This is a genomic window from Leucothrix mucor DSM 2157, assembly GCF_000419525.1.
Lineage (GTDB): Bacteria > Pseudomonadota > Gammaproteobacteria > Thiotrichales > Thiotrichaceae > Leucothrix > Leucothrix mucor.
On the sequence record NZ_ATTE01000001.1, the window covers coordinates 1,983,158 to 2,002,479 of the forward strand.

The 19,322-nt window shown below is 47.8% G+C and carries 18 protein-coding genes; 6 read left to right on the forward strand and 12 right to left on the reverse strand.

The window, feature by feature from the left end; translation table 11 throughout:
* Nucleotides 1-44 precede the first annotated feature (44 nt).
* From LEUMU_RS27865 to bioH, 6 genes are all read right to left on the reverse strand, one after another.
* Nucleotides 45-755: a M48 family metallopeptidase gene (locus LEUMU_RS27865; RefSeq protein ID WP_022951925.1), complete on the reverse strand. Its 711-nt coding sequence runs from the start codon at nt 753-755 to the stop codon at nt 45-47.
* A gap of 38 nt (nt 756-793) precedes the next feature.
* Entirely contained in the window at nt 794-1,846 is a 1,053-nt protein-coding gene (locus tag LEUMU_RS0108820) for an AI-2E family transporter (RefSeq protein ID WP_022951926.1), read from the reverse strand.
* A gap of 241 nt (nt 1,847-2,087) precedes the next feature.
* On the reverse strand, nt 2,088-3,014 hold the full coding sequence (locus LEUMU_RS0108825; protein ID WP_026744613.1) for a LysR family transcriptional regulator: 927 nt from the start codon (nt 3,012-3,014) through the stop codon (nt 2,088-2,090).
* Between the two features lie 144 nt (nt 3,015-3,158).
* On the reverse strand, nt 3,159-3,362 hold the full coding sequence (gene ccoS / locus LEUMU_RS0108830; protein ID WP_022951928.1) for a cbb3-type cytochrome oxidase assembly protein CcoS: 204 nt from the start codon (nt 3,360-3,362) through the stop codon (nt 3,159-3,161).
* Nucleotides 3,363-3,632: 270 nt separating this feature from the next.
* Nucleotides 3,633-4,427 (reverse strand): malonyl-ACP O-methyltransferase BioC, encoded by a 795-nt coding sequence (bioC, locus tag LEUMU_RS25270; RefSeq protein WP_022951929.1) that lies wholly within the window; start codon nt 4,425-4,427, stop codon nt 3,633-3,635.
* An 8-nt stretch (nt 4,428-4,435) separates the two neighbouring features.
* Nucleotides 4,436-5,224, reverse strand: a complete 789-nt coding sequence (gene bioH / locus LEUMU_RS25275; RefSeq protein WP_022951930.1) for a pimeloyl-ACP methyl ester esterase BioH — start codon at nt 5,222-5,224, stop codon at nt 4,436-4,438.
* A gap of 2 nt (nt 5,225-5,226) precedes the next feature.
* On the opposite strand from bioH, the gene plsY reads away from it, so the two are divergent.
* The 3 genes from plsY to LEUMU_RS25280 all read left to right on the forward strand — a co-directional run bounded on the left by plsY (nt 5,227) and on the right by LEUMU_RS25280 (nt 8,057).
* Complete coding sequence (gene plsY / locus LEUMU_RS0108845; RefSeq protein WP_022951931.1) at nt 5,227-5,829, forward strand: glycerol-3-phosphate 1-O-acyltransferase PlsY; 603 nt, start codon at nt 5,227-5,229, stop codon at nt 5,827-5,829.
* Between the two features lie 145 nt (nt 5,830-5,974).
* Nucleotides 5,975-6,643 (forward strand): response regulator transcription factor, encoded by a 669-nt coding sequence (locus tag LEUMU_RS0108850; protein WP_022951932.1) that lies wholly within the window; start codon nt 5,975-5,977, stop codon nt 6,641-6,643.
* Nucleotides 6,633-8,057: a sensor histidine kinase gene (locus LEUMU_RS25280; protein WP_022951933.1), complete on the forward strand. Its 1,425-nt coding sequence runs from the start codon at nt 6,633-6,635 to the stop codon at nt 8,055-8,057. Before LEUMU_RS0108850 ends, LEUMU_RS25280 begins: the two co-directional genes overlap by 11 nt.
* Before the next feature lie 314 nt (nt 8,058-8,371).
* On the opposite strand, the gene LEUMU_RS25285 is transcribed toward LEUMU_RS25280, so the two are convergent.
* From LEUMU_RS25285 to mobA, 6 genes are all read right to left on the reverse strand, one after another.
* The gene (locus tag LEUMU_RS25285; protein ID WP_022951934.1) at nt 8,372-9,052 is read right to left on the reverse strand and encodes an ATP-binding cassette domain-containing protein; all 681 of its coding nucleotides are present in this window, start codon (nt 9,050-9,052) and stop codon (nt 8,372-8,374) included.
* On the reverse strand, nt 9,049-9,750 hold the full coding sequence (locus tag LEUMU_RS0108865) for an ABC transporter permease (RefSeq protein ID WP_022951935.1): 702 nt from the start codon (nt 9,748-9,750) through the stop codon (nt 9,049-9,051). Before LEUMU_RS0108865 ends, LEUMU_RS25285 begins: the two co-directional genes overlap by 4 nt.
* A gap of 36 nt (nt 9,751-9,786) precedes the next feature.
* A complete protein-coding gene (locus tag LEUMU_RS0108870; protein WP_022951936.1) occupies nt 9,787-10,650 on the reverse strand; it encodes a formate dehydrogenase accessory sulfurtransferase FdhD in 864 nt (287 codons plus the stop codon).
* A complete protein-coding gene (gene moaA / locus LEUMU_RS0108875; protein ID WP_022951937.1) occupies nt 10,643-11,647 on the reverse strand; it encodes a GTP 3',8-cyclase MoaA in 1,005 nt (334 codons plus the stop codon). The genes LEUMU_RS0108870 and moaA overlap by 8 nt, the downstream gene beginning before the upstream one ends.
* A gap of 91 nt (nt 11,648-11,738) precedes the next feature.
* A complete protein-coding gene (moeA, locus tag LEUMU_RS0108880; protein ID WP_022951938.1) occupies nt 11,739-12,998 on the reverse strand; it encodes a molybdopterin molybdotransferase MoeA in 1,260 nt (419 codons plus the stop codon).
* A complete protein-coding gene (mobA, locus tag LEUMU_RS29150; RefSeq protein WP_022951939.1) occupies nt 12,995-14,125 on the reverse strand; it encodes a molybdenum cofactor guanylyltransferase MobA in 1,131 nt (376 codons plus the stop codon). The genes moeA and mobA overlap by 4 nt, the downstream gene beginning before the upstream one ends.
* 219 nt (nt 14,126-14,344) lie before the next feature.
* On the opposite strand from mobA, the gene LEUMU_RS0108890 reads away from it, so the two are divergent.
* The 3 genes from LEUMU_RS0108890 (at nt 14,345) to LEUMU_RS0108900 (ending at nt 19,314) form a co-directional block, all read left to right on the forward strand.
* Nucleotides 14,345-16,006, forward strand: coding sequence for an NAD(P)H-dependent oxidoreductase subunit E (locus LEUMU_RS0108890; RefSeq protein WP_022951940.1), 1,662 nt, complete (start codon nt 14,345-14,347; stop codon nt 16,004-16,006).
* Nucleotides 16,003-18,741, forward strand: a complete 2,739-nt coding sequence (fdhF, locus tag LEUMU_RS25290) for a formate dehydrogenase subunit alpha (protein WP_022951941.1) — start codon at nt 16,003-16,005, stop codon at nt 18,739-18,741. Before LEUMU_RS0108890 ends, fdhF begins: the two co-directional genes overlap by 4 nt.
* 318 nt (nt 18,742-19,059) lie before the next feature.
* A complete protein-coding gene (locus LEUMU_RS0108900) occupies nt 19,060-19,314 on the forward strand; it encodes an OadG family protein (RefSeq protein ID WP_022951942.1) in 255 nt (84 codons plus the stop codon).
* The last annotated feature ends 8 nt before the right edge of the window (nt 19,315-19,322 follow it).

A 19,322-nucleotide genomic window follows, 5' to 3' on the forward strand; every position in this document is an offset into this window, starting at 1 on the left:
CCTAATTAATAAATAAAACAGGGAGATACAAACGTGAGTTGAAACTACAAAGGTATGCTGCGACTAGCCTGATTAAGCAATTTATCGTGAGCTTTGTAGTTCGCATCACAGTCAGCCACCAGCGCCCAAAACCGTGATGAATGATTCATCTCAATGGTGTGACACAACTCATGAATCAATACATAGTCCACTAGCGCTTGACCTAAGAACAGTAACTTATAATTTAAGTTGATATTCTTCTTACCAGAACAACTGCCCCAACGTGTTTTCTGGCCACGAATAGTTAAACGCTGATAGTTAAAACCATGCTGCTCCGCCAGCCATTTCAAGCGCGACGATAAGACCTTTTCTGCCTTAGCCTTGAGCCAGCGTCCAAGTGTTTTTTTAAGCAGCTCAGCATCATCCACATCGCCATAGCATTCCAACTGCCCTGCGGATGTGCGCAGTATGATAGAGCCCGAGGCCTGCGGAAAATACTTAATCGTCCAGCGCTCATCAAGATAAGCCAAATCTAGCAGCTCGGGCTTGGCCCAAGGCTTAATAGCTTCTGGTGATAATGTCTGGAGTTTGTTTTCTAGCCATGCAGCTTGGGAAGCAACGAATGCATGAGCTTTGGCAAGACTTACGCCATTTGGCACAACCAAGCTCAACTCACCCGTTTGCGCCAACTTGAGCCGCAGATAGCGAGCTCGTTTGGATTTGACCAGCGTATAAGGATAACGCTGGTCACTTAACTGAACCTGATAATCAACCACGCAGTCCGTCAGAACCCACAGTCAATATGGCGAAACGCCTAAACAGCACGACGCGGCCAGGAGTTCATCACCGAATGTACCAGTGTCGCCAATGGAATCGCAAAGAATACACCCCACATACCCCACAGGCCACCGAAGACTAGTACTGACATAATGATTGCCGCAGGATGCAAATTCACCATTTCAGAGAACAGTAATGGCACTAATAAATTACCATCCAGGAATTGAATCACCGCATAAGCCGTCAGCACATAGACCGTTTCATAGCTGTAGCCCCACTGGAAGTACGCCACAATGGCTACCGGCAAAGTAACCGCAATCGCCCCAACGTACGGGATCAGTACCGAAATACCCACCACAAAAGACAGCAGCAAGGCGTAATTCAAACCGAAAATCAGGAAGGTGATGTAAGAGATAACCCAAATAACGAGGATCTCCATAAATTTACCACGAACATAGCCAGTAATTTTATCGTTTACTTCACTCCAAACCGCTGCAACTAAAGCACGGTCGCGCGGCAGAAAACTGCGGAACCACGACAAAATCATGTATTTATCTTTCAGGAAGAAAAATACCAGTAATGGCACCACGACTAAGTAGACTAGGAAGGTAAATACATCCACCACAGAAGCAACCGACAAGGTCACAAACTTCTGAGACAAAGCAGTAAGATGCCCTTTAATGCTGATTAGAATTTCACCCATGAACTCTTGCGAAATGATGGTGGGATACTTTTCAGGCAACATCATGATCACACCTTGCCCTTCGGCCAGCATGCGAGGGATTTCCAACATAAACTGAGTGGTTTGCTTAAACATCAGTGGTGCCAGAATAAAAATCACGACGGTCAAAAACAACATAAACGAGCTAAAGGTCAGTAACATCGCAATGAATTGCGGAATCCTCAAGCGCTTTAACCCCTCAACTGCACCGTCCAGCAAATAGGCAATAATGACAGCTGCAAACAAGGGAGTCAGCAGGTTTCCGGCGAAGAAAACCACTGCAAAACCAAGCAGTAATAAGAACGCCAAAATCGCAACCTGCGGATCCGAAAAATGACGCGTGTACCAATCATTGATCAGTTTAATCATTTATTTTATTTCTGTAATGAAAGTTCGTAGGATTGCTGGAACAGCAACTCAAATTCGTCAATAACATTGTACGGCAGCCCTGCCTTGAAATCTGTGTTCACCCTTTAGTCCAAACAACGGTACAGTAGTTCCGTATTATTCGGGCGATGACTCACAGCAATCACTGTCAATTATCCTTCTCGTCCGTGAGCAGGTAATTTACAGGTAAAGCGAATGAGTGTCACCCGAACAAGCTCAGAAATTACATGCGAATCAGCGGCTTTCCTGAAATGCAGTAGCTACGGGCAAAATCCAGCAACTCATCCATCGCTTTTACTTTAAACTTCTGCCGCTGTCTGACAAATGAAAACTCACGCTGCAACGGAGGGTTCAGCGGAATAGCGTGCAAAGTGCCTAATTTCAGCTCCTTTGCAATACTTACACTGGATAAAATAGAAACCCCCATACCGGCTTCTATTGCACCTTTAATGGACTCAGGACTACCCAATTCCAGGCAGTTCTTCAGTAAATTCTTTTCTAAACCGCACTCTTGAAGATAATCAGTGATGACTTCACGAGTCCCTGATCCTTGTTCACGGCAAATAAAAGGATAATTCATTACCTCTTTGAGCGCCAAACCAGATTGACCGGTGGATGCGGCGATAAGCTCATGACCTGGCGGTACAACGACCACTAAATCATCTAAGCGGCAAACTTCCACAAGCAGGTTTTTATTGGCAATCGGCCCCTCTACCACGCCGAGGTCGATGACGTTATTTTCAATCATCGATACAATGCCTTCGGTATTGGATACCCTCAGGCGCAAGCGTACATCAGGGTTTTCGGCATTATAGTCACCCAGCAAGGCTGGCAACATGTACTCTGCAATAGTAGTACTGGCGCCAATGGTGAGTGAGCCATTGAAATTTCCAGTCATCTCACGAATGGCATTATCCATGGCAGAATATTGCTCAAATATGGTTTCGGCATATTCAAATACCAAATGGCCGGCATCCGTCAAACTGACTTTATTATGGGCACGATCAAATAGTCGGGTATCGAATTGCTCTTCGAGTTGTCGAATTTGAAACGTAACGGCTGGTTGAGTCATGTGTAGAACTTCGGCTGCTTTAGTGAAGCTTAGCATCCTTGCTACTGCATGAAACACTTGAAGTCTTCTATCAGACATATGACTTACAATCTCCTTTTGCTTGTCATTTGAATGCCTACCCGCAGGCGATTCAATGGTGTTATTCCATGGTGTTATTTCATAGGCATGGAGATAACGTCGGGGGTGTTGCGACTGAACTTCTCGGGGGTATAAAAGTTATTATCAGTCATCTTTTTGCTTCTTATGCTTTGCTGTTTGTTTTGCTTTATTTCCGGGTATACGTGGGTCATCGTCATCCATCAAAATACGATGGGCCGATCCATCTAAATCATCATACTGACCGCTTTTGGCGGTAAAAATAAACGCAATTACAACAATCAGCATAACGAATACACCGATGGTCAAAGTCATTGCAAGTGCACTCATTATGATCTTTCCACGCCATTTTAAAATCGGAAATATTACTATCAACCAACGTGATCGGGTAATCACAAGGGCTTGATATTACTGAAAGATGCGACACAGACAAGATAACACTTCTTATCAATCACCAACAGTATATTTGATGTTTGCTCATTATTTTTTTAAATGAGACTAGGTTTAGCCTTTACTATACAACAACATGCAGCTCAAAAACCTACACGAAAATCAGGCCAATTGACATTACAAACTGTTAAGAACCCTAAAATAAATGGATTATTTTTTTACATAAACATAGGCCAGCTGCCAAGTGCAAGGATATATCCCATCCAACCTACGAAATGTATCAAAAGCGCGCTCAAATGCAGCAAATCGCGCTTTTCCCGTCAAGCCACGCTCGCGCTCAACACGAGCATTACTCGCACCGATACGCTTAATGTCCATAATCATTTCACGCACAGAGGGGTATGGCATGACGATAGTTTCGGTGGTGATTTCGATCTGACTAAAGCCTGCGCCCTCAAGTGTATGATGAAGGGCTTCTAATTCAATAAAGTCACTTGTGTGAGGTTCCTGATCAACCATCTCCCAGCTACTTCTCACTTCAAGCAATGTACCGGTGAGAAACGTGCTGAATGCCATTTCGCCATTCTCTTTCAAGCAATCACGACAGGCACTTAATGTCGCCTGCAAGTCATTACTCCATTGCAGCATTAGACTAGAGGCAATTAAATCAAAGCTGGCCGCTGAAAAAGGTAAGTGTTCAGCATCTGCGCAAACAAGTTCAGCGTGATAATTGCATTGCATCAGGCGCTTGGCGGTCTGATCCAACATTTTAGGCGAGAAGTCCAGAGCCGTCATCGTCGCTGCGGAGTAGGCCTTACATAAGATATGTGCCACCTGCCCTGTACCACAACCTAAATCCAGAATAGCTGAAGGCTTAAGGCTGGAACCTAACTGGCGGTCCATCAAGGTTTCGGCAACCTGCTGCTGCAAGCCAGCGGATTGATCATAGCGATGTGCGGCACGATCAAAACTCTGCCGTGTTTTGTGTTTATCAAAAGCACTCAAAATAGCGGTTAACTCGTGTGAGCCTGAATGAATTCCATCAGGCGTTCAGCAAATTGCTGTGGTTGCGTCATGAAAGGCGCATGCCCACAACCCTCAAAATAATCTACTCGCCCAGCCACTAGCTGCTCAGCAACTACAGCTCCCGCCTCTGGGGGAATCAGACGATCCAGCGTGCCAAACATCCAGTGCGATGGCGGTAAACGGCTCAGTGATTGGCGGTAATCTGCCTCCTGCAGCCATTGAATACCACGTTCCAGCGCCATAGGACTGGCAGGTCGGGCTAACACCGATTGCAGTAAAGCCTTCTGCAATTTGGCGGTCGCCGATTCTCCCATGAACTGTAATCCAATGAAACGCCGAATTGTCGTATTCTGATTTTCCTTTAGCGCTTGAGCAAACTGCGCCAGAACCGCAGGCTCCATGCCGCACTGCCAATCAGCTTGCTGCACAAAGCACGGCGTACTGGCCACTAGCGACAATGAAGCAATCCGCTCAGGATATTTCAACGCAAAAGCCTGCGCCAATAATCCCCCCATCGACCAGCCTAACAAGTGACAACGCCCCTCAAACTGAGCTGCCAGCCACTCTACCGCTGTCTCAAACTCATTATTATCCAGCAATTCAGTCTGACCATGACCTGGTAAATCCAGGCAGCGAAACTCAAGGTTTTCAGGTAGGTAGGTGCTCAGTGATTGCCATACCGAAGCATTCATTCCCCAGCCGTGTAAAGCAATCAAGGGTGTTGAATTTGTTGAAAAAAATGCGTTCAAAACAATCGGCTCTTTGGTAGAATTCAAAAATGAATATTATACTACCAATTTTGCTGATCGCCGCTGCCTATTTAATGGGCTCTGTTTCCACAGCAATTCTTGCATCGTCCCTGTTTGGCTTTCCAGACCCTCGTACGCATGGCTCCAATAATCCGGGAACCACTAACGTATTACGACTGGGCGGCAAGATTCCCGCACTATTCACCTTGCTAGGTGATGCACTCAAAGGACTGATCCCTGTCGTCGTTGCAAAAGCACTGGGCTTGGATGATATGTGGGTAGTATTGATTGCCATCGCTGCCTTTATGGGTCACTTATTTCCAGTCTTTTATGGCTTTGTCGGTGGTAAAGGCGTTGCCACGGCGATGGGGGTTTATCTTGGCTTAAATCCTGTTATTGGTTTAGCGGTATTAGTGACTTGGATGGCTTCAGCATTTGCACTGAACATCTCATCCGCCTCTGCGTTGATCGCGACATTATTTGCACCGTTTTACTTTTACTTAGTCACCAAATCCGCCGCTTTGGGCTTTGGTTTATTAGTGATTACCGCGCTTATTTACTGGCGTCACATCCCTAATATTCAGAAAATCATCATGGGTACCGAAAGCCACATTGTTAAGGATAAAAACTAATTCAAGTGTGCAGAATGCCGCCATAAATCAGCGACTTCTGCTCACTTAATCAAAACTATCTCAATCGGTTTATGATAATTATCTCACCTTAACAAATCTTAATTACTCGCCACTCCTCACTCTGCCCTATACTCTGCCTATGCACATGTTACTAATAGAAGACGATACTCAGACCGCCAGCTTCATTCAAAAGGGCTTAGCGGAATCCGGACACGTAGCCGACCATGCAGACAATGGTGAGGATGGTTATCATATGGCTTTAACCGGCCAGTATGATGTGTTGATTATTGACCGGATGCTGCCGAAGAAGAACGGTCTGGATGTCATAAAAGACTTACGGGAGCAGAAAATGAAGACTCCCGTCCTGATCCTTAGCGCGCTAGGGGACGTGGATGATCGCGTCGAAGGTTTACGAGCCGGCGGTGATGACTACTTAGTCAAGCCATACGCCTTCAGTGAATTATTGGCCCGTCTTCAAGCCTTAGTCCGCCGCGCTAGTCCTGCACAGGAGCAGACACTGCTTCGTGTACATGACTTGCAAATGGATCTAATCAAACACTCAGTAACTCGTGCCGGTCAGGTGATTCACCTGCAACCTCGCGAATTTACCCTGCTCGAATACTTGATGCGCCACGCTAATGAAGTCGTGACCCGCACCATGCTATTAGAGAACGTTTGGGATTATCATTTCGACCCACAAACTAACGTGATTGATGTTCATATCAGTCGCCTGCGTAGCAAAATCGACCGCGATTTTTCCATGCCACTGCTTCACACAGTAAGAGGCGCGGGATACTCGCTACATGCTTCTTAGATTAATCAATACAACGGCATTCCGGATCTCTCTGGTTTACGCGTTGGTATTTAGTCTTATTAGTACAGGTGCCATTAGTTTTATCTATTGGAACTCAGCTAAAGAAATCCGCGCTCAAACTGACTCTCAGTTGAGCGCTGAGACTAACGCCCTGCTCAGCCTCTATAACAACGGTAAAATCAACGCGCTGACTCAGGAAATGAATCAGTTGAATACCGATGGCCGTTCAAAATTCTTCCTTTACGCACTGTTAAATCGCGAACAACGTGATTTGATTGAAGAAATTGCGCCTGAAAAAAGAGCGATGCTGCCGGGTGATAACTTTTTTGCTACGGTGCCGTTAAATACCGTTATTACTGCCCCTGACTCTCAGAAGAAACAGTTTACCCAACCTGCCCGCGTGCTATTAACACTGCTGCCGGATGGCTATCAAATGCTGGTCGGTACTGACTTATTCGAGCGTCAGGCACTGCTTGCCCGCATCCTGAATGTTATTATCACGCTTATTGTGCTGATGTTTACACTGGCCATGGCCGGTGGGGCCATGCTTGGTTATGGCGTGTTGCATCGGATTAACAGCGTACGTAAAACAGCTGGTGAAATCATTGATGGCGACCTTAGCCAGCGTATGCAGGTCACTACTAAAAATGATGAATTCGACCGCTTAAGTACCGTATTAAATACCATGCTGTCGCGTATTGAACAGCTCATGCAGAGCATGCATCAGGTAACGGACAACTTAGCGCATGATTTACGTAATCCACTAAACCGTTTACGCAATCGCCTGGAAGTCTCGCTAATTGAGAATCTGGACAAAGAAAGCTGCCAGCAAGTCCAGCAAGAAGCAATTCAGGATATTGATGACATTATTCGCACCTTCAACGCCCTGCTAAGCATTGCACAAGCCGAATCTGGCAAGCACGATCATGACTGGGTATTGATTGATACTCGCAAGTTTATTGATGAGCTTGCAGAGCTGTACTCAATTGTTGCTGAAGAATCTGAAATCAACTTCACCTGCGATATCAAAGGCAATGCCTTTATCTTGGGCGATCACCAGCTATTGGCGCAAACCTTAACGAATTTGCTCGATAATGCGGTAAAGTTCACACCTCCAAATGGCACGATTTCATTAAATGCCATGCACAATAAAAAGCAATTTATTATTGAGGTGGCTGATTCTGGAACAGGAATTCCAGAAGATAAGCGTGAGGTGGTATTTGAGCGTTTTACTCGCTTGGATAGCGCGCGTAGCACGCCCGGTAATGGATTAGGTCTGAGCTTGGTTAAAGCGGTAGTTGAGCGCCACAGCGGTACTATTGAGTTGCTAGATAATAAACCTGGGCTCAAAGTAAGACTGACATTTAACGCTGCTGGTAAACCGCTTTCTGGAAAGAAAAACGGGGCGGCTTAAACAGCCGCCAAATATCTACGCTAAATCGTTATTTTGAGAATAGAGCGCAATCACCACCGCCTTAATTCAGTTAGGCGATGTCAGTGATTATGTTGAAACTTCAATCAACATACTAACTTGCGACACATTAACAGCGAATTACGAAAAGATTACCGATGCAAAGCGCACGGTATTGGCCAATGAAGAAGGTCAGTGTTTGATATGCGAGTAGTTTTGCGCATTAGCACATTCAAGGCCGCTGCTTTTGATATACAGAATATGTGCCTTGCTACACGCCAGTTAATGGATCGCTTCATGCTGGAACTTTAAAAGGCTTAACTCATAGTATGCCTGAGTGCACCGTTTTCCAGTCGATAGACCCCATCCGCCAAAGCATCCAGCTCATGATGATCGTGACAGGCAATCAGCAGCGAAACACCTGATGACTTCAGACTCTTTAGCAGATCAACCGTTTGCTCTCGCGCTTTATAATCTAAGTTTGCCGTTGGCTCATCCAATAGCATAATTTCAGGCTGCCTTAATCGGGCACGCGCCAAAGCTAAACGCTGCTTTTCACCACCGGACAATTGCTTTGCGGGATTATCCGCCAAAGCTTGCAAGCCACCCCAATCCATTACACTCCGTAAACTAGCCTGCTGCTCACGGCGAGATAGGTATTTTGGCAGCGCATATTCAAGATTCTTTCGCACACTACCATCAAATAAGTAAGGCGCTTGATGCAGATACATAATCTTTGATCGCAATACATTACGTTGCTTACGCCAGCTAGCGCCACCAAGATCAGCTTCTATAACTGCGTTATCAGGCTTTAATAGGCCAGCTAAAATACGCAATAAGGTCGACTTCCCTGCGCCATTATCACCGAGCAATAAATGGCATTGCCCTACCTGCAGATCAATACTCAAATCCTTTAGAACCACACGGCCCTTAAATGATTTAGTAACTTGCTCAAAATGAATTAAGGGCTTTAGTGAAGTTTGGGCTGCAGCATTCATGACAATGCCCCCTTACCCTGAAATAAATGCAGCAAGATATTGAGCGTAAAAGCCAACAGCAGCAAAACAATCCCCAAAGCAATACCTTGGGCAAATTCACCTTTGCTAGTTTCCAGCGCAATAGCAGTGGGAATATTACGGGTGTAATGAAGGATATTGCCACCCAGCATCATCGACGCACCAACCTCAGCAATAATGCGTCCAAAGCTTGCCAACACCGCAGCTAATAAGGCAAATCGCGCTTCACGCATCATCAAATATAAAGCACCTAAAGGGCTAATACCGATAGTAATGGCCGTCTCCCAAGCCCGTCGGTCAACGGCTTGAAAGGCAGTATGGCTCATCGCCACCAGCAACGGAAAGCACAAGGCAATCTGCCCGATAATCATGGCTGACTGAGTAAACAGCAAACGTAAATCACCCAATGGCCCTTGGCGAGAAAGTAATAAATAGAAAGTGAGCCCAATCACCACCGCAGGAACCGATAGCATGGTATTCGACAGCGCAATCAGCAGGCGACGACCAAAGAAGTCATAAAACGCGAGGATAAAGCCCAGCGCCATAGCCGGCACTAAGGCAATAAATAAGGCAGAGAGTGAAACCTGAAAGGAAATCCCGATAATATCCCAAAGCGCTGGATCACCACTTAACAGCAAGCGGATCGCGTCTAAAATCGTAGCACTTAGGGATTGCTGCATGGCTTTACTGCATCAGAAAATTAGATAGAAAGGAATTTAGTTGCCAGACTTGATCTGCTTCGGCGGAGCATCATAAACGATTTGATCAGCGCCTTGATACACCAGAAAGTGCTTCCCCTTGGCGCGAGCAATCAACACCACGCCTAACTGCTGCGCCAACTCTAGCCCCATTTGGGTCGCACCAGAGCGCGATAACAATACCGGAATACCCATTTGTGCAACTTTAATCACCATTTCGGAGGTCAAGCGCCCTGTGGTATAAAACCATTTATCACCACCGCTAACATCTTCCAGCCACATATAACCGGCAATCGTATCGACCGCATTATGGCGACCTACATCTTCAACAAAGCTTAAGATCTCCGTACCATGACATAGCGCACAGCCATGCACGGCACCAGCTTTACGATAGACTTCATTATGTTGATTTAAGCTATCTAACAAACCATAAATCTGGGATTGCTTCACTGTCACTTTTGGAATTTTGATTTGATCAAGACTATCCATCAAGCGACCAAACATAGTGCCCTGACCACAGCCAGTCGTCACAGTGCGATGCTCTAGTTTTTTCTCCAAACCATCGACACCGCCGCGCGTAGTAATCACCGCTGCTTCGACTTCCCAATCGATTTGCACAGATTCAACTTCAGAAATATCACTGATCAGGTTCTGATTTTTCAACCAGCCTAATACCAATAACTCCGGCTGAGAGCCTAACGTCATTAACGTGAGAATTTCCCGCTTATCCAAATAAATTGTCAGTGCTCGCTCGGCGGCAATGTGTCCTTCGCGTGGCTCACCAAACTCATCATGAGCTACCGCTGAGATCGAAGCACCAAGACCTTCGCTGGTTAACTGTGGGCGCTTTGCCGTCAGAGACGTTGAATTAGAATTAGCCACCGGTCACGCTCATATGTCGCATAATGATAGGTTTAGCGGTCACATCAAAATCATGACCTTTCGGTTTAATCTGCATGGAATCGATAATCGACTGACGGAGTACCACATCATCCGTAGGATGCGCCCGTACAATAGCCCGCAAATCCATGGAGTGCTCTTGCCCCAAACACAGCAATAAACGCCCTTCTGCGGTAATGCGCACACGGTTACAGTCATCACAGAAATTATGGCTATGCGGTGAGATAAAGCCAATGCGTGAGTCACTATCGGCAGTACGGTAGTAGCGCGATGGGCCGCCAGTGGTTTCAGTGCTTGGCAGCAAGCTGTACTGCGCTTCGATTCGCTTTAACACTTCATCACTGGAGCAATACGATTTATCACGATCGTGCTGGCCGGTATCACCTAATGGCATTTCTTCGATAAAAGAAATATCGATGCCGCGATCACGAACATATTCCACCAAATCCAGAATCTCATCGTCATTATGATTCTTCATAATCACGGCATTGAGCTTAATGCGTTTGAAGCCCTGAGCCACTGCGGCATCAATACCATCAAGTGTCTTTTTGATATCACCAATGCGGGTAATTTCCTTAAAGCGGTCGGCTCTCAGGGTATCCAAGCTCACATTAATACGAGTGACTCCCGCGCTTTTGAGCTCTGCCGCGTATTTGGTCAGTAGCGTGCCATTAGTGGTCACGGTCAGATCTTTTAATCCTTCCATGGCACCTAAATCATTAAACAGCTTCATCACATTGCGACGAGTCAGCGGCTCACCACCGGTAATGCGGATTTTATCAACGCCTAAATCTACGTACTGCTTCGCGATTCTGGCAATTTCTTCCAGCGTTAACAGCTTGGCACGAGGCATAAACGTCATGTCTTCCGACATACAATACACACAGCGCAGATCGCAACGGTCAGTGACTGAAATGCGTAAATAATTAATTTTGCGACCAAAACGATCTATTAGCTGGGGGGATTGTGCTTCAGACATACGCTATTTTATCCTCTGTTCTGAGCTCCATTCTACACAGGGTCTGCTATAAAACCATAGCCCCCGCGTCCAAAATAATCGAAGCTTAATCTTATAAAATCGGCTCAACCAGTATCTCATCGCCAATGGCGACATCCGCTTGCTCATCTGGCAGTACGATAAAGCAGTTCGCCAAACTCATCGAACTTAAAATCCCAGAGCCTTGGCGACCAGTTAACCGCACCTGTAAATTGCCATCTTCCGCTTGAGAATAAATGCCACGCTGAAACTCCATGCGCCCTGGCCGCTTGCGAATTGCATTGCAAGCGCGCGCCTTAAAGCGCAATGGTGGAATTACTTCAGCACCAGATAATTGCTGCAATGCCGGCTTCACAAACTGCAGGAATGTGACCATGACCGCCACCGGATTACCCGGCAAGCCAAAGAAATGCGCCTTACCCAATTTGCCATAGGTGAGTGGCCGACCGGGTTTCATAGCAATTTTCCAGAAATTGATTTCGCCCAATTCGCGAAGCGTCGGTTTGATGTAATCCGCCTCACCGACAGATACGCCACCTGAGGTAATCACCACATCGGCCATGGCAGCGGCTTGCTCAAAGGCCTGCTTTACGCGCTCCGGCTGATCCGGCACCACGCCCATATCTAATATCTCGACACCCAACTGCCGCAACATGCCATACAGCGTGTAGCGATTGCTGTCGTAAATCTCACCTTCAACTAAGGTCTCACCAACGCTACGCAACTCATCGCCCGTTGAGAAAAAGGCCACCCGAATTTTACGCTTCACCGCGACTTCAGCAAAACCAAATGAAGCGAGAATACCTAAGTCTGCCGCTGTAATTTTTCGCCCCGGATTAAATACAGTTGTACCCAGCGCAATATCTTCACCTGCTTGGCGCACATTTTGTCCAAGCTTATGGCCGCTACCGATACGCACAGTCGCCTCATCAACACGCTCAGACTGTTCCTGCATAACGACAGTATCAGTGCCTTCCGGCATAATCGCACCAGTCATAATCCGTACGCATTGACCTGTCTGACAGTCACCCTCAAAGCTAGCACCGGCCATAGCAGTGCCCACAATGTCAAAGCTTTGAATACTGTCATCCGGTAAATCAGCCCCGCGCAGCGCATAGCCGTCCATTGCCGAGTTTCGATGCCCCGGCACATTAATCGGCGAGATCACCGATTGCGCTAAAACCTGCCCCAAACAATCTCGCAATGGCCGTTTGATCGCATCGGTTAGCGGCTCGACCTGCGACAAGATATCCGCTAAGGCCTCATCAACCCGCAACACACCTGGTTCAAAGGCACTGGCACAACTGGGGGCCGTTTCGATCCGGCTGCTCATAACGACTCCTGATATTTTTGGTAAATAAACGTCGCCATATCCTCAGGTGAATTAAGGTTAATCCATGGGATAGGCAAGTTTTCAGGAGGCTGCTCACTGGCAAAGGCGATGATATTGTCATCTTCAGGGTATAGCAGCGGCTTGTGCAATCCTTCGCGATGTAACTCAATTTTAGCAAAGCTTTCCCGCTTGAAGCCTTCCACCAGAATCAAATCTAAGGTTTCAGGGTCTAACAAATTCAACGCTTCCTGCAAATCAGGCTCTTCGCGTCCATCACGTAATTCATGCACCCATGCCACTTGGCTACGTGAGACCACCAGCATTTGCTCAGCACCTGCTTTTCGTAGCTCATAGCTGTCTTTACCGGGATGATCAATATCCATTGCATGGTGCGCATGCTTTAACATCCCAACCCGCAAACCGCGCTCACGTAAAATTGGCAGTACCTTAGTTAGCAAGGTCGTCTTTCCGGTACCACTAAACGCGGCAAAGCCGATGACTGGCATTGGAAAAGTGATGCCGTTTTTAACCTCCGGCCCTGACACTTGCGCCGCTTCATGCTGCTGTTTTTGTGCCTCGGTATTAAGATTATGAAATGCCTCAGCCTGATCACTAAAATCAACACTCACCATATTATGTTCGGCATACCAACGGTCTATTTTGCGCTCGCCATGTTCTAAAAAGGCTTTCAGGCTGGGCAATAATCGCGTGGCAATTAAGGCATGAACCGGCTGCAACCGCTGGCCATCACTCGCCACCACAATGTCCGCATTCGATGCTTCCTGAGCTGCTTTCATTCGCGCTAAATATTGCACCGGAACGGTTGGAGCATCGCAAGGCAGAGTCAGAATATATTCACAATTTAACTGCTGCATTAAACTCGCAAAACCCGCCAGAGGCCCCTGAAAATCAGGCAGGATATCTTCCACCACCGGATAGCCATAGTCGGCATACAAGGCCTGATTACGATTCGCATTAATCACAATATTCGAGGTTTCTGACGACACTTGCTCCAGAATGTGCTCAATCAGTGGACGGCCAGACACCATCACCAAGCCCTTATCCTGACCACCAAATCGTCGCCCTTGCCCACCGGCTAAAACCGCCACTGTTACCGAATGTGTCATCGTTGTTTGCTACCCTTATGTCGTCTGTAAAATCGTCGAATATTGATGCTGGAACCCTATTACTTTAGCAACTGAACCTAATCCCGACCAGCTTTGTAAGCTACCATGATGGATAAGTATAACTAAGTCTATCGCACGGTATCCTTCATTTGATTATAAGTGAAGCTTCGTTCTATTATCGCGAACATTCAGGAATTCTTGACCGAGGAAGTTGGAAGCATGGCAAAACAGCAAAAGGCTAAAAAGTGGCGTGGACGCGGTCTTGATCAGGACGCACTGGAAATAGTGAGCGCCCTGATTGCAGACCTACCCATGCGCAGAGACTTGTTAATCGAATATCTGCACCGAATTCAAGATGATCAGGGCTGTCTGCATGCGGCCCAAATCAACGCCTTGGCAACCCTGATGAAAATCAGTCAGACCGAAGTCTACGAGGTTGCCAGCTTCTATCATCATTTCGATATCGTTAAAGAAGGCGATGAGCCACCGCCAGCGCTGACTGTCCGCGTCTGTGAATCGGTTAGCTGCTCGCTGTTTGGCTCTGAACAACTAATCTCCTCACTGCAAGCCGAATACGGCGATAGCGTGCGCATTCAACCCGTGCCTTGCGTGGGTCGTTGTGAGTCAGCGCCGGTCGCCGTTGTTGGACAGTTGCCCATTGCACACGCCACCACTGAAAAAGTGATCGAATGCGTGAATGCCGGTACCACCACGCATCACCCTGATCCTTACATTGGCTATGAGCAATACCTAGCCGAAGGTGGCTATGCAACTTACAAAGCCTGCCGCGCTAATCATGTCACTGAAGAACATGTCTTAACCATGCTGGAAGATTCCAATCTTCGCGGTTTAGGTGGTGCAGGTTTTCCAGTGGGTCGTAAATGGCACATTGTCAGAGATATGCCCGACCCTAAGTTGATGGCGGTAAATATCGATGAAGGCGAGCCCGGAACCTTTAAGGACCGCTATTATTTAGAGCGTGATCCACATCGTTTCCTGGAAGGTATGTTAATTGCCGCCGATGTGGTTGGCATTAAAGATGTCTATATTTATCTGCGCGATGAGTACGCAGATATTCGCCATATTCTGGAAACTGAACTGGATATAATACGCGAGCAATTCCCGCTGGACTTGCCAACCATTCAACTGCGCCGCGGTGCCGGTGCTTACATCTGCGGTGAAGAGTCCGCCATGATTGAATCCATTGAAGGCAAGCGCGGGATGCCACGGCTACGCCCTCCGTTTGTGGCTGAGGTCGGTTTGTTTGGCCGCCCGACACTGGAACATAATATGGAGTCGCTGTACTGGGTACGTGATCTAATTGAGCGTGGCGTCGATTGGTTTGTCGATCAAGGCCGCCATAACCGCAAAGGCATGCGCTCATTCTCAGTCAGTGGCCGCGTGAATAAGCCCGGCGTGCACTTTGCACCCGCCGGCATCACCATGAATGAATTAATCGAAGAATATTGTGGCGGCATGCCGGAGGGCCATACCTTCTACGGCTATTATCCCGGTGGAGCCTCTGGTGGTATTTTACCTGCCAGCTTAGGCGACGTGCCGTTGGACTTCGACACGCTACAGGCGCATGGCTCATTTATCGGCTCTGCAGCCGTGGTGGTGTTATCGGATCAAGACTCGGCCCGCGACTGCGCCTTGAACTCGATGAAGTTTTTCGAACATGAATCCTGCGGCCAATGTACCCCTTGCCGTGTCGGTACCAGCAAAGCCGTCCAGCTCATGCAACATGAACACTGGGATACGGCCCTGATGAAAGAACTCTCCGAAGTGATGGTCGATGCCTCCATCTGCGGACTCGGCCAAGCGGCTCCCAACCCTATGCAAAGCGTGATCAAATACTTTCCGAAGGAGGTTCATAAATGAGTGCACAAATGAAGGAAAGCCCGGTGGTACGTTTCAGTTTAAATGGCGCCACGCTAGAAGCTCACTCTGATGAAACTATCCTGCAAGTGGCCAAGCGCAGTGATATTCAAATCCCGCACCTGTGCTACAAAGATGGCTTAGCTCCTGATGGCAACTGTCGTGCCTGCATGGTTGAAATTGATGGCGAACGTGTACTCGCACCCTCTTGCTGCCGTAAACCAACCGAAGGCATGGTGATTAACTCAGCCAGTGAGCGCGCTCAAAAATCCCAGAAAATGGTACTGGAGCTGCTGCTTTCTGATATGCCGGAAGAGACTTTCAGCCCTAACAATGAACTAACGCAATGGGCTAAACACCTTGAGGTTCAAGCCCCACGCTTTGAAGCTCGCCCTCGGGTAAAGGCCGACAGTTCACATCCTGCGATTGCGGTTAATCTGGATGCTTGCATTCAATGTACCCGCTGCCTGCGTGCTTGCCGAGATATTCAAGTGAATGACGTGATTGGCTATGCCAAGCGCGGCGCAGAGTCCAAAATTGTTTTTGATATTGATGACCCAATGGGCGATAGCAGCTGCGTGGGTTGTGGTGAGTGCGTACAAGCTTGCCCAACTGGCGCGCTGATGCCATCCAAAGGCGCGGGCATGATTATTCCGGACAAACAGGTTGATTCCATCTGCCCGTACTGTGGTGTGGGTTGCCAACTGACTTACAATGTTAAAGAAAACAAAATTGTCTTTGTGGAAGGTCGTAATGGCCCCGCGAATGAAGGTCGCTTATGCGTGAAAGGCCGCTTTGGTTTTGACTATGTTCACAATACGGAGCGCCTGACCAAGCCGCTGATTCGTCGCAGCGACGTGCCAAAGACAGCTGACATGACAGGCTTTGATCCATCCAAACCTGAAGCCATTTTCCGCGAAGCCAGCTGGGATGAAGCCTTAGACTTTGCCGCCGCCGGTTTGAAAAAGATCCTTGAGCGTGATGGCGGCAATGCATTGGCCGGACTGGGTTCTGCCAAAGGCAGTAATGAAGAGGCGTACCTGTTCCAGAAACTGATTCGTACTGGCTTTAAGAGTAACAATGTCGATCACTGTACGCGACTGTGCCATGCCTCCTCGGTCGTAGCGCTATTGGAAGGACTGGGCTCCGGCGCAGTATCTAATCCAATGGGCGATGTGTCGGATTCGGATGTCATTATCATTACCGGTGCTAATCCGACGGTAAATCATCCGGTCGGTGCCACATGGATGAAAAACGCCATTAAAAACGGCACCAAACTCATTCTGTTAGACCCACGTCGCTCTGAAATGACACGCCATGCAACGCATCATATCGCTTTTAAACCGGCCTCCGATGTGGCGCTACTGAATGCCATGATGCATGTCATTATCAAAGAAGGTCTGACCGATAAAGACTTTATCGAAAAGCGCACCGAGAACTACGAGGAGCTGGCTGAGCATCTGGAAGCCTTCTCACCGGAGGCGATGGAGCCTATCTGCGGTATCGAAGCGGACCGCATTCGCGAGATTGCCCGTCTGTATGCCACCGCTAAAAATGCCATGATCCTGTGGGGCATGGGCGTTTCTCAGCACGTACACGGAACTGATAATGTGCGTTGCCTGATTGCTCTGTGCATGATCACCGGACAAGTCGGTCGCCCCGGCAGCGGCTTGCACCCATTGCGCGGGCAGAATAATGTTCAGGGTGCCTCGGATGCCGGACTGATCCCTATGGTATTCCCAGACTACCAACCCGTCACTGATGAAAAAGCCCTGCACCGCTTTGAAACCTTGTGGGATACCAAGCTCAATAATGTACCGGGCTTAACCACCGTTGAAATCGTGAATGAAGCCTACAATGGCAACCTGAAAGGTTTATATGTGGAAGGTGAGAACCCTGCCATGTCGGACCCTGACAGTAATCATGCCCGTGCTGGTTTAGCGAATTTAGAGCATTTGGTGGTGCAGGATATTTTCCTCACTGAAACGGCTTACTTCGCCGATGTGGTGCTGCCTGCTTCTGCCTTCTCCGAGAAAACCGGTACCTTTATCAACTCCGACCGCTCGGTACAGCTTGGTCGCCAAGCCATTGACCCACCGGGTGATGCCAAGCAGGACTTGTGGATTATTCAGGAGCTGGCGCGTCGCTTAGGTCAGGATTGGCAATATGACAGCGCAGAGCCCGTATTTAATGAAATGCGTCAAGCCATGGACTCAATTGCGGGGATCACTTGGGAGCGCTTACAGCACGAATCGGTTACTTACCCTTGCACCAAGGAAGGCGACCCTGGCCAGCCGATTATCTTCACGGATAAATTCCCGACGGCCAGCGGCAAAGCCAAACTGGTGCCTGCCAGCATTGTTTCTCCAGATGAAGTGCCCGATGAAGACTACCCCTTCATTCTGATTACCGGTCGCCAGTTGGAACATTGGCATACCGGCAGTATGACACGCCGTGCCTCGATGCTGGATGCGCTGGAGCCAGAGCCTTATGTTGCCGTCAATCAGCGCGATTTAATCAAACTGGGCTTGAGCGCCGGTGATTACTTAAAACTGGAAACTCGTCGCGGTGAGCTCACCATTAAAACGCGTATTGATGACTTAACGCCTAGCGGCACGGTACACATGCCTTTCTGCTACTTTGAAGGCGCAGCGAACACCTTGACCAATGCGGCTTTAGACCCATTCGCCAAAATCGCCGAAGTCAAATATTGCGCGATCAGAATCAGCGCGGCTTAGACCTTAAGAATAGCGCTCCGGAACTCTCTGGAGCGCTTCTATCGTTAACCTATTAAAATGAACAACCTTACAATCAGGATTTACAATACTGTAAATTTTTTTTAATGTTGCAGTGCAGCTAAATTGACAACACACTGAAATACCGCTAATTTAAAGCGCGAATTTGCAACCGCTGAATTCGACAAACTTGATGCGGTTAATCACAAACTTTTAGTCTGCCATTTTGTTGACATAAACACTGATACACAGTTCGGCGATAACTGCTAAGTGTTGTATCATACGCTGTTAACAAGTCACTTCGAGGATGCATCACGTACTATGGATAACTCTATAATCGATCAGGGATTCAGTCTGATGTTGTTCGGCATGGGAACCGTTTTTGTGTTCCTGACGTTGCTGATTTTCGCAACCGGAGCCATGTCAAGCGTGATATTGCGTTGGTTCCCAGAGAAAATCGTCGAGCCAACAGCAAAGAAAAAACGCACCCCTGCGGCTACTTCTGGCTCTCCTGTGTCAGCAGCCACCCTGAAAATTATTCAGGGCGCGATCGACCAGCACCGTAACCGGAAGTAATCAGTTCC